Source organism: Mesorhizobium sp. M1409, assembly GCF_040317535.1.
Classification (GTDB): domain Bacteria; phylum Pseudomonadota; class Alphaproteobacteria; order Rhizobiales; family Rhizobiaceae; genus Mesorhizobium.
The window spans coordinates 1-10,104 of the sequence record NZ_JAMYKV010000098.1 but is presented as its reverse complement, the minus strand read 5'-3'; the positions used below and the strand labels follow the sequence as shown (position 1 = coordinate 10,104).

General features: G+C 62.4%; 12 protein-coding genes. 8 read left to right on the top strand and 4 right to left on the bottom strand.

Annotated elements, in window-relative coordinates:
* The 3 genes from NKG99_RS34625 to NKG99_RS34615 all read left to right on the top strand — a co-directional run.
* Window positions 1-1,783, top strand: a 1,783-nt coding sequence (locus NKG99_RS34625) for an ABC transporter ATP-binding protein (protein WP_502913720.1), incomplete at its 5' end; no start/stop codon positions are given.
* Window positions 1,784-1,787: 4 nt separating this feature from the next.
* Window positions 1,788-2,279 carry a GNAT family N-acetyltransferase gene (locus tag NKG99_RS34620; protein ID WP_352873899.1) on the top strand — a complete coding sequence of 164 codons (492 nt, stop codon included), beginning with the start codon at window positions 1,788-1,790 and terminating at the stop codon, window positions 2,277-2,279.
* Between the two features lies 1 nt (window position 2,280).
* Window positions 2,281-2,592: a DUF6665 family protein gene (locus NKG99_RS34615; protein WP_352873898.1), complete on the top strand. Its 312-nt coding sequence runs from the start codon at window positions 2,281-2,283 to the stop codon at window positions 2,590-2,592.
* 57 nt (window positions 2,593-2,649) lie between these two features.
* On the opposite strand, the gene NKG99_RS34610 is transcribed toward NKG99_RS34615, so the two are convergent.
* The 3 genes from NKG99_RS34610 to NKG99_RS34600 are packed head-to-tail and all read right to left on the bottom strand — an operon-like array spanning window position 2,650 to window position 3,709.
* Window positions 2,650-2,994, bottom strand: a complete 345-nt coding sequence (locus NKG99_RS34610; protein WP_352873897.1) for a cupin domain-containing protein — start codon at window positions 2,992-2,994, stop codon at window positions 2,650-2,652.
* Between the two features lie 5 nt (window positions 2,995-2,999).
* Window positions 3,000-3,419, bottom strand: coding sequence for a type II toxin-antitoxin system VapC family toxin (locus NKG99_RS34605; RefSeq protein WP_352873896.1), 420 nt, complete (start codon window positions 3,417-3,419; stop codon window positions 3,000-3,002).
* Entirely contained in the window at window positions 3,419-3,709 is a 291-nt protein-coding gene (locus tag NKG99_RS34600) for a type II toxin-antitoxin system Phd/YefM family antitoxin (RefSeq protein WP_352873895.1), read from the bottom strand. The genes NKG99_RS34605 and NKG99_RS34600 overlap by 1 nt, the downstream gene beginning before the upstream one ends.
* A gap of 259 nt (window positions 3,710-3,968) precedes the next feature.
* On the opposite strand from NKG99_RS34600, the gene petA reads away from it, so the two are divergent.
* From petA to NKG99_RS34575, 5 genes are all read left to right on the top strand, one after another.
* A complete protein-coding gene (petA, locus tag NKG99_RS34595; protein ID WP_352873894.1) occupies window positions 3,969-4,529 on the top strand; it encodes a ubiquinol-cytochrome c reductase iron-sulfur subunit in 561 nt (186 codons plus the stop codon).
* A gap of 16 nt (window positions 4,530-4,545) precedes the next feature.
* Entirely contained in the window at window positions 4,546-5,847 is a 1,302-nt protein-coding gene (locus tag NKG99_RS34590) for a cytochrome b (RefSeq protein ID WP_352873893.1), read from the top strand.
* Window positions 5,848-5,936: 89 nt separating this feature from the next.
* The gene (locus NKG99_RS34585; RefSeq protein ID WP_352873891.1) at window positions 5,937-6,809 is read left to right on the top strand and encodes a cytochrome c1; all 873 of its coding nucleotides are present in this window, start codon (window positions 5,937-5,939) and stop codon (window positions 6,807-6,809) included.
* Window positions 6,810-6,989: 180 nt separating this feature from the next.
* Complete coding sequence (locus tag NKG99_RS34580; protein ID WP_352873900.1) at window positions 6,990-8,135, top strand: alpha-hydroxy acid oxidase; 1,146 nt, start codon at window positions 6,990-6,992, stop codon at window positions 8,133-8,135.
* A gap of 9 nt (window positions 8,136-8,144) precedes the next feature.
* Entirely contained in the window at window positions 8,145-8,690 is a 546-nt protein-coding gene (locus NKG99_RS34575; RefSeq protein WP_352873889.1) for an adenine phosphoribosyltransferase, read from the top strand.
* Between the two features lie 45 nt (window positions 8,691-8,735).
* On the opposite strand, the gene NKG99_RS34570 is transcribed toward NKG99_RS34575, so the two are convergent.
* Window positions 8,736-9,698 (bottom strand): IS110 family RNA-guided transposase, encoded by a 963-nt coding sequence (locus tag NKG99_RS34570; protein WP_352873887.1) that lies wholly within the window; start codon window positions 9,696-9,698, stop codon window positions 8,736-8,738.
* Between the last annotated feature and the right edge of the window lie 406 nt (window positions 9,699-10,104).

Genomic DNA, 10,104 nt, shown 5'->3' with positions numbered 1-10,104 from the left:
AACGGCCCCCCCCCAATCTCGCCCTTGCCCCGCTTGTGGGCGTCGCGCCGCCCGCGCCCCGGGGGCGGCGCGGGGCCTCTCAACCTCCCGGGGTCCGGTGGTCCACATTCCCCACACGCTCCCCGCCGAGCGCAGCTGGCATGCATTGTGGAATGCCGCCGGCCCTGAATTGGTGTTCATGATCGCGGTCGTGCTGGTCATCCGCACAATCGTCGTCGGCCTGTCGGCGCTGGTCGACGAACAGACGATCACGCCCGGCTTCTACAATCTGGTGCGCTGGCAGGCGCATCGGCACGTGTCGCGCCAGTCCTACGCCTTCTTCCAGAACGATTTTGCCGGCCGCATCGCCACCAAGGTCTGGCAGGCGGGCCAAGCGACCGGCGACCTGATGGAAAGCTTCATCGAGGTCGTCTGGTTCATGATCGTCTACACGGTGACGACGCTGGCGCTGGTCGCTGGCCTCGATCTCAGGCTGGCGGTGCTGGTGGTGATCTGGATTTCCGCCTTCGGCTGGCTGGCCAAGTTCTATCTGCCGGCGATCCGCAAGCATGCCGAGCAAACCGCCGAGGCCGGCTCGATGATCACCGGCCGCATCGTCGATTCCTATTCCAACGTGCAGACGCTGAAACTGTTCTCGGCCGACGGCGACGACCACTACATCAAGAATGGCTTCGACATCTATCTCGACGCGCTGCGCCCCTTCACGCGCCGGCTGACCGGCGTGCGCATGGCGCTGACGACGCTGTCGGGCATCATGATCACCGCGATCGGCTGCTTTGCCGTCTATCTCTGGGTCGAGGGCTCGATCACCGTTGGGGCGGTCGCCTTCACGCTGTCGCTGGTGCTGCGGCTCAACATGCTGCTCGGCCGGCTGATGATGCAGCTCAACAGCATATTGCGGAACCTCGGCGTGCTGGAAAATTCCAAGGCGCTGATCTCGCAGCCGCTCGGCCTGGTCGATGCACCCGACGCCAAAGAGCTCGTGGTGGCCGGCGGGCGCATCGCGGTGAAGAACGTCGAATTCCATTACGGCAAGGGGTTCGGTGTGCTCAACGGCATCGACCTTGTCGTGCGGCCGGGCGAGAAAGTCGGACTGGTCGGGCCGTCGGGCGCCGGCAAGACGACGCTCGCCAATCTGATCCTGCGCCTCTACGACCTGGAAGGCGGGTCGATCACCATCGACGGTCAGAACGTCTCCGATGTCACGCAGAATTCGCTGCGCGCCAATATCGGCGTCGTCAGCCAGGACACGGCCCTGTTCCACCGCTCGCTGCGCGACAACATCAAGCTCGGCATGCCTGACGCGACCGACGCCGAGGTGATCGCGGCGGCGAAGAAGGCCGAAGCGCACGAGTTCATCCTTGGTCTGCGCGACAACAGGGACCGCGCCGGCTACGAGGCCTTTGTCGGCGAGCGCGGTGTCAAATTGTCGGGCGGCCAGCGCCAGCGCGTGGCGATCGCCCGCGTCTTCCTCAAGGACGCGCCGATCCTGATTCTCGATGAGGCGACCTCGGCGCTCGATTCCGACATCGAGGCGGCGATCCAGGAGAATCTGACGCGGCTGATGGAGAACAAGACGGTCATCGCCATCGCCCACCGGCTCTCGACGATCGCCGCGCTCGACCGGCTGGTGGTGCTCGACAGTGGCCGCATCGTCGAACAAGGCACGCATGACCAATTGGTCGTGCTAGACGGGCTTTATGCGCGGCTGTGGAAGCGGCAATCCGGCGGGTTTCTTTATCACGAGGACAGCGTGCTCGAAGAGACACGTCCGGCGGAGTAGCTCCATGGCTAAATCGCCAGAGGTCAGCCCAGAGATCGGCCCCGGGGTCCACTATGTGCTCAAGCGGCTCCGGCCAGCCACGCCGGCCTTCGACGCGCTGAGGCAGGAAAGCCGGTCGGAAGGCTACTGGATGCTGGTGCGCCTGGCGGATGATTGGGCAAGCGGCCGCAACAAGTTCCTGAGCCGCGGCGAGGCGCTGTACGGTGCCTGGCATGGAAGGGAACTCGTCGGCGTGTGCGGGCTGAACATCGATCCATATTTCGAGGACAGGGATCACGGCCGGGTCCGGCACCTGTTCGTCAGTATGCGTCACCGCCGCACCGGTCTTGGCCGGATGTTGGTCGAGACCGTTATCGACAGGGCGCGTCACCACTTCGCCGTGCTGAACACCCGCGCGCCGCGAGAAGCCTTCGGTTTCTACGAACGGCTTGGCTTTCAGCGCGTGGAAGGCGAAGAATTCGTCACACACCGCATGGTCTTCGGGAAAGGAGGCTGAAATGTCCCTGCGTCCGCCATCTCATCTAGCCGGCGCTACCGCTGCCGAAGCCGCCTTCGACGCGCTCGGCCATGAAATTCTCGCCGAGAAGGCGGCCGCGCTCGGCCGTGCCGGCCAACGGGTCGAGGAAACGCTGGCCAGGCTGCGCGACAATGCCGACGAGCAACCGCGCGCCCGGCTGCTCAAGGAGGCGGCCGAGGCGGTGCACGGCTATTTCATCCAGCGCGAACTGTGCGGCTTGCGTAGGCATGACGCCGTCATCCGCGAATACAACATCCCGAAGGCCGTGCTTGCGAGGCTCGGCGCCAAATAACTCTGTCTTTGACCATGATCTTTCCGAAAACCGGTTCCCACTTTTCGGGATCATGGTCTATTCAAGCCATTCGGTGATGAAGCTGCCGTTCTCGTGGATGTCGGTCGTTTCCAGCGGGCCCGGACCGAGATTGGTGAATTTGTGCGGCGTGTTGGGTGGCACGATCAGGATCTGGCCGGAGGAAGCTTCGATCTCCTTGTCGCCGACCGTGAACAGTCCGGTGCCCTGACGGATGATGAAGATCTCTGCGTAGGGATGCGTGTGCAGCCGAGGACCGCCGCCGACATCGGGCAGGTAGTTGAAGATCAGGCAGGAGTTGGAGCCGTAGGCGCCGCATTGCAGATCGCCCTTCCAGCGGTCGGCGCGAACAGCCCAAGTGTCGCGGTCTATGATATGTGCCATGCCGTCTAACCCTTCGCCGGTATCCACGGATTGAACAGTTTCACGCCGGTATCTTCGAAATCCTTCGTGTTGCGGGTCACAACCGTCATGTTGTTGACCAGCGCGGTCGCGGCGATATACGCGTCGCGGTCTGGCTTGGGATCCGGGACGTGGAGCGGCGCGCAGCGAAGCGCAACAGCAAGATCCACGGGCAGTATGCGCTCTGCGATTTCGGCAACCAATCCGTCTACCCAGGCGCGCAGAATCGCTCCTTTCCTCTTGTCCTTTCGCTCCGCTCTGAGGGCGCCGATCTGGGCTTCAAGAATACTGACGGCCGAAACATGAAACTCACCTGGATTTCGGCCTTCTGCCCAGGCCCGAACGTTCGGGTCGCATCGGTCTCTCCGCCTGAGTTCGGAGAGGACATTGGTATCTAGTAGATACATCAGTCGAACTCGGGCGGGCGCAGGGACAAGCTCTTGAGTTCGGGTATGTCGAAATCAAAATCCGCTTCCGGTCTATCATCGGCCAGAACGTCCGCGAGGCTTCTATGTTTCTCTGGCCTGCCCAAGGCCTTCAGTTTCTCATATTCCTCCATCGACATCAGCACATGGGAGGGCTTGCCACGGTCGGTGATGATGACCGGCCCATTCTTGGCTGCCCGTTTGGCGTGCGCCGTGTCCTGGTTGAATTCACGGCTCGACATGATGGTGACCGTCTTCGTCGAGATGTTCATTTCAGCACCTCCGTCGAGAAGATGTAGACATATTGCTACATTTAGCCAAGCACGTCAAATCCATCGCTGCGCGGAACGCCCGCGACAATCTGCCCTTGTGCCTTGATCCGTCTGGACAAAAACGGGCTTCACGCATAAACCGAGGTCCAAATGCCGGAGGAATTCGCAAGCCTGTTCGCCATGCGCTGTCGGGTTGGCGTAATCGAGCGGGAACAAGGCTCAGCCACCGGCACGGAAGAGGCGAAAGGATCAGGCACCCGTGAGCGCAACCGACACCCAGGATCCCAACCGTCGTGATTTTCTCTACGTCGCCACCGGCATGGCCGCAGTGGTCGGCGCGGGTGCCTTCGCGTGGCCGTTCATCGACCAGATGCGTCCCGATGCCTCGACGCTGGCGCTCGCCTCGGTCGAGGTCGACGTCGCCTCGCTGACGCCGGGCATGTCGCTGATCGTCAAGTGGCGCGGCAAGCCTGTCGTGGTGCGCAACCGCACGGAACAGGAAATGAAGGACGGCGAGGCGGTCAATCTGGGCGACCTCAAGGATCCGATCGCCCGCAACGCCAACCTGCCGGCCGACGCGCCGGCGACCGACGCCAACCGCACCACGCCCGGCAAGGAAGCCTGGATGGTGATGGTTCAGGTCTGCACGCATCTCGGCTGCATTCCGCTCGGCCAGGAAGGCGATTTCGGCGGCTGGTTCTGCCCATGCCACGGCTCGGTCTACGACACGGCCGGACGCATCCGCAAAGGCCCTGCGCCGGAGAACATGGCAGTGCCGGTATTCAAGTTCATTTCCGATACCAAGATCCTTATCGGTTGAGGCAGGGGATATTTCGATGAGCGAGGGACACTCGACCTATACGCCCAAAACCGGTCTCGGACGCTGGTTCGACGCCCGCATGCCGCTGCCGCGGATGGTCTATGACAGCTTCATCGCCTATCCGGTGCCGCGCAACCTGAATTATGCGTGGACCTTCGGCGGTATCCTGGCGATCATGCTGGTCGCACAGATGCTGACCGGCATCGTGCTGGCCATGCACTACACGGCCGACAGCAATCTTGCCTTCGGCTCGGTCGAAAAGATCATGCGCGACGTGAATTCGGGCTGGCTGCTGCGCTACCTGCATTCGAACGGCGCGTCGTTCTTCTTCATCGCCGTTTATATCCACATCTTCCGTGGCCTTTATTACGGCTCCTACAAGGCGCCGCGCGAGCTGCTGTGGATCCTCGGCTGCATCATCTACCTCCTGATGATGGCGACCGGCTTCATGGGCTACGTGCTGCCCTGGGGCCAGATGAGCTTCTGGGGCGCCACGGTCATCACCGGCTTCTTCACGGCCATTCCGCTGGTCGGCGACTGGATCCAGCAGCTGCTGCTCGGCGGTTTTGCCGTCGACAACCCGACGCTGAACCGCTTCTTTGCGCTGCATTACCTGCTGCCGTTCATGATTGCCGGCGTCGTCGTGCTGCACGTCTGGGCGCTGCATGTCGTCGGCCAGTCGAACCCGACGGGCATCGAGGTCAAGTCGAAGACCGACACCGTTGCGTTCACCCCTTATGCGACCATCAAGGACGCGTTCGGCATGCTCGTATTCCTGTTCTTCTTCGCCTATTTCGTCTTCTACCTGCCGAATTATCTCGGCCATCCCGACAATTACACGGTCGCCAACCCGCTGAAGACCCCGGCCCACATCGTGCCGGAATGGTATTTCCTGCCGTTCTACGCCATCCTGCGCGCCATCACCTTCAATATCGGGCCGATCAACTCCAAGCTCGGCGGCGTTCTGTGCCTCTTCGGCGCCATCGTCATGCTGTTCCTGGTGCCGTGGCTCGACACCTCGAAGGTACGCTCGGCGGTCTATCGGCCCTGGTACAAGCTGTTCTTCTGGGTCTTCGTGGCCGATGCCGTCCTGCTCGGCTGGCTGGGCTCGCAGCCGGCGGAAGGCAGCTATGTGTTCATGGCGCAGATGGCGACGCTGGTCTATTTCGCCTTCTTCCTGGTCGCGCTGCCGGTGCTCGGTCTGATCGAGACGCCACGAAGGCTGCCGAACTCGATCACCGAAGCGGTGCTCGAGAAGAACAAGGGCGGTGTCGGACATCCGGCGGGCGCCACGGCCGCACCAGAGACTAAGGGCTGAGCATGATCCCGAAAAGTGGGAACCGGTTTTCGGACAAGATCATGCTCAAACAGGAAGACAGACCGGTAGAGAATCTAAGGGGATTTGGCATGAAAAAGATTCTCACCTCGCTGGCGCTGATCGGCCTTGTGGCCGCCGGCACCGGGGCAGCAAGCAATTGGGCTGTCGCCGCCGAAGAGGCACATAACGCGGCCAATCCAACGCATTTCCCGATCAACGAACCGAAGGAAATGAGCTGGAGCTTCACCGGCCCGTTCGGCACCTATGACAAGGCGCAGTTGCAGCGCGGCCTCAAGGTCTACAAGGAAGTCTGCTCGGCCTGCCATTCGATGAACCTGGTGGCCTTCCGCACGCTGTCGGACCTCGGCTATTCCGATGCCCAGATCAAGACGCTGTCGGCCGAGTACACCATCCATGACGGCCCCAACGACGCCGGCGACATGTTCGACCGTCCCGGCAAGCCGTCCGATCATTTCCCGGCGCCCTTCGCCAATGACGAGGCCGCCGCTGCCTCTAATGGCGGCGCTGCTCCGCCCGACATGTCGCTGCTGGCCAAGGCGCGCGGCGTCGAACGCGGCTTTCCGCAATTCGTCTTCGACATCTTCACCCAGTACGACGCGGGCGGCCCCGACTATATCCACTCGCTGCTGACCGGCTACGATCAGACGCCTCCGGCCGGCATGGTCATCCCGGAAGGCACTCACTACAACCCGTACTTCATGTCCAGCGTGTCGCTGAAGATGCCCAAGCCGCTCTCCGACGGCCAAGTGACCTATGATGACGGCGCGCCGCAGACCATCGACCAGTATTCCCGCGACGTTTCGGCCTTCCTGGTGTGGGCCGCCGAGCCGCACATGGAAGATCGCAAGAAGACCGGTTTCCGCGTGCTGGTGTTCCTGTTGCTGTTCGGCGCGCTGGTCTATCTCACCAAGCGCAAGGTGTGGGAAGGCGTGGCACATTAAGCCACAAAGCCAAACGATCGCAAAAGGGCGCCGAGGGGCGCCCTTTTTGCTGAACGGAGCCGGCGACCTGGTGGTCAGGTGCGGTCTGTCGAACAGGTCCGTTGGCACGGCGCCCCGTGGTATGCCACACAGCATCCTTGACGAAAGAACTGTCGACGGCACGATGTTTGGATTTCGATGATGCGGCTCAGCGACTGTCACAACTTTTCAGATTTCCGCCGCATGGCGCAGCAGCGGCTGCCGGGGCCGATCTTCAACTACATCGACGGCGCGGCAGATGATGAGGTCACCTATCGCCGCAACACCGAAAGCTTCGACACCTGCGACCTGGTTCCCAACGTCCTGCGCGGGGTGAGCGAGATCGATATGTCGGTGACGGTCATGGGCCAGAAGCTGGCGATGCCGTTCTATTGCTCGCCGACCGCCTTGCAGCGGCTGTTCCACCATCAGGGCGAGCGCGCGGTCGCCAAGGCCGCCGCCAAATATGGCACGATGTTCGGCGTCTCCTCGCTTGGCACCGTCAGCCTCGAAGAGGCGCGCCGGATCAGCAGCGGCCCGCAGGTCTATCAGTTCTATTTCCATAGAGATCGCGGCCTCAATCGGGCGATGATGCAACGGGCAAAGGCGGTTGGCGTAGAGGTGATGATGCTGACCGTCGACAGCATCACCGGGGGAAACCGCGAGCGCGACAAGCGCACCGGCTTTGCCATTCCCTTCAAGCTCAACCTGGCCGGGATGCTGCAGTTCGCGCTCAAGCCGGCCTGGGCGATCAACTATTTCACCCATGAAGGGTTCAAGCTGCCGCAGCTCGACGAGCATGTCGACATGGGAGGCGGCACGATGTCGATCAGCCGCTACTTCACCGAGATGCTCGACCCGTCGATGACATGGGACGACGTCGCCGAGATGGTCAAGCTGTGGTCGGGTCCGTTCTGCCTCAAGGGCGTCATGTCGGTGGAGGATGCCAGGCGTGCCGTCGACATCGGCTGCAGCGGTATTGTGCTGTCGAACCATGGCGGCCGGCAGCTGGATGGCTCGCGAGCGGCGTTCGACCAGCTTGCCGAGATCGTCGATGCTGTCGGTGACAGGATCGACGTCATCATGGATGGCGGCGTGCGGCGCGGCACGCATGTTCTCAAGGCGCTGTCGCTCGGCGCCAAGGCCGTCGGCGTCGGCCGCTATTATCTGTTCCCGCTGGCAGCGGCCGGCCAGCCCGGCGTAGAACGGGCGCTTGAACAGATGCGGGTCGAGATCGAACGCGGCATGAAGCTGATGGGCTGCGGTTCGATCGAACAATTGTCGCGCAACAACCTCCGTTTCAGGTAATCTCGAACCATGAAATCCTCCCTCGAAGACGCGCTGCTTGCCGCGATCCGCACCATTCCGGACTATCCCAAGCCCGGCATCCTGTTTCGCGACATCACCACGCTGCTCAGCAATGCGCGCGCCTTCCGCCGCGCCATCGACGAGCTGGTGCATCCTTATGCCGGCCAGAAGGTCGACAAGATCGCCGGCATCGAGGCGCGCGGCTTCATTCTCGGCGGCGCCGTCGCACATCAGCTCTCGGCGGGTTTCGTACCGATCCGCAAGAAGGGCAAGCTGCCCTTCGAGACGGTGCGCGTCGCCTACAGCCTGGAATACGGGCTGGACGAGATGGAGATGCACAAGGACGGCGTTTCGCCCGGCGAGAAGGTGATCCTGGTCGACGATCTGATCGCCACCGGCGGCACAGCGGAAGCCGCGGTCAAGCTGCTGCGCCAGATCGGCGCGGATATCCTCGCCGCCTGCTTCGTCATCGACCTGCCGGACCTCGGCGGCCGCGCCAAGCTCGAAGCGCTCGGCGTGCCGGTGCGGACGCTGATCGGGTTCGAAGGGCATTAAAGGGGCGCTCTTCCTTCCCCCTGTGGGAGAAGCGCAACCATTAGCTCAGGCGGTGTGGTTTGCGGGTGGACTTTTGCTCCACGGAGTGCCGCGTTCGACGACGGCGTTGGCGAAGATGAGGAGCTTTCTGACACAGGCGATGATGGCTTTCCTGTGAGCCTTGCCGTTGTTCGTAAGGCGGCCGTAGAGAGCGACCAGAGCGGTGTTCCAGCGCTGGGATGCGGGCAATGCGGCATTGAAGAGGGCTCGGCGGACACGACTGCGACCGCCGGCGATATGGCGCTCGCCAGTACGTTCGCCCGAGTCGTCGTCGTAAGGAGCGACGCCAACCAAGGCAGAGATCTGCTCGCGACTGACCTTGCCGAGTTCGGGCAAGAGGATGACGAGGGTGAGCGCGGTGCGTATGCCGATGCCATCGACGCTGGCGATCAGCTCGAGCCGGCGAGCGAGATCATCGTGTTTGCACACGACGACCTGCAGGAGCAGTAGTTCGGCCTCGCGGCGCCGCTGCAGACGCTGAACGTCACGCTCGAGTTGCTTGAGAATCCGCTTGGTGGTGAAGTGCTCGCGCCGCGTCTTGAGGTGAGCGATATCGTACTCCAGCTGCTCGATGAAGAGCAGATGCTCAGCGAACGCGGCCAGCCTGGTGTCTGGCGGTTCATGCAGGTCGCCGAGATTGGCAGCGCACTCGGCGATGAGAGCGGCGTCGATACGATCGTTCTTGGCACGACGCAGCTTGTAGATGGCAAAGGCATGCACTTGACGCGGCTGCAGGAGAGCGACCTCGAAGCCGTGCTCGCGCAAATACTCCGCGACGGCTCGTTCGTAACCCCCGGAGGCTTCGATGCCGACGCGTTTGATCTTACGCGCACTCAGCCAAGCAACCAGCTCTTGATGTCCGTCTCTGGCATTGGCTACGCGCAACCTCTCGCTCGTCGGGTAGGTTGCGACATCAAGCGACTTCTTGCTGGTGTCGATTCCGGCGGTTTTTGTGCTAGTCTCATTCATCTTCGTCGTCCCTGCCTTGCATACGAACCAGGTTGTTCCAGCAACCATCCGGGCCACGATGAAGAGCCGATCGCGATCTTGCTTCTCCTTAACCCCACGGGTTCGGGTGGCCCGCGATCCGACGATCGGCGCCAACGGCCGGGTGGCCACCCGGCCGTTGGCGTCCCTTACGAGACGACCACTTCATACAACGTCGCTTATGCAAGGTGGCCGAGCGGAGCTCGGTCGGATGAGGGTATTCCAGAAGACACCAACGCCTCACTCCGCTGGAACACCCCTCAACCGTCTCGGCGCTACGCGCCGATCCACCTTCTCCCACAGGGGGCTAGCGTGCGCACACATTTGCTTCGGCGCAGTTCTTGAAGGCGCCAGATAGGGGTTGAAGAAGTTGAATCGTCTGTGATTC

Bases quoted from the DNA above. Each gene is read 5' to 3' on its own strand.
- NKG99_RS34620 (WP_352873899.1), top strand. From the start codon at position 1,788: ATGGCTAAATCGCCAGAGGTCAGCCCAGAGATCGGCCCCGGGGTCCAC.
- NKG99_RS34615 (WP_352873898.1), top strand. From the start codon at position 2,281: ATGTCCCTGCGTCCGCCATCTCATCTAGCCGGCGCTACCGCTGCCGAA.
- NKG99_RS34610 (WP_352873897.1), bottom strand. From the start codon at position 2,994: ATGGCACATATCATAGACCGCGACACTTGGGCTGTTCGCGCCGACCGC.
- NKG99_RS34605 (WP_352873896.1), bottom strand. From the start codon at position 3,419: ATGTATCTACTAGATACCAATGTCCTCTCCGAACTCAGGCGGAGAGAC.
- NKG99_RS34600 (WP_352873895.1), bottom strand. From the start codon at position 3,709: ATGAACATCTCGACGAAGACGGTCACCATCATGTCGAGCCGTGAATTC.
- NKG99_RS34590 (WP_352873893.1), top strand. From the start codon at position 4,546: ATGAGCGAGGGACACTCGACCTATACGCCCAAAACCGGTCTCGGACGC.
- NKG99_RS34585 (WP_352873891.1), top strand. From the start codon at position 5,937: ATGAAAAAGATTCTCACCTCGCTGGCGCTGATCGGCCTTGTGGCCGCC.
- NKG99_RS34580 (WP_352873900.1), top strand. From the start codon at position 6,990: ATGCGGCTCAGCGACTGTCACAACTTTTCAGATTTCCGCCGCATGGCG.
- NKG99_RS34575 (WP_352873889.1), top strand. From the start codon at position 8,145: ATGAAATCCTCCCTCGAAGACGCGCTGCTTGCCGCGATCCGCACCATT.
- NKG99_RS34570 (WP_352873887.1), bottom strand. From the start codon at position 9,698: ATGAATGAGACTAGCACAAAAACCGCCGGAATCGACACCAGCAAGAAG.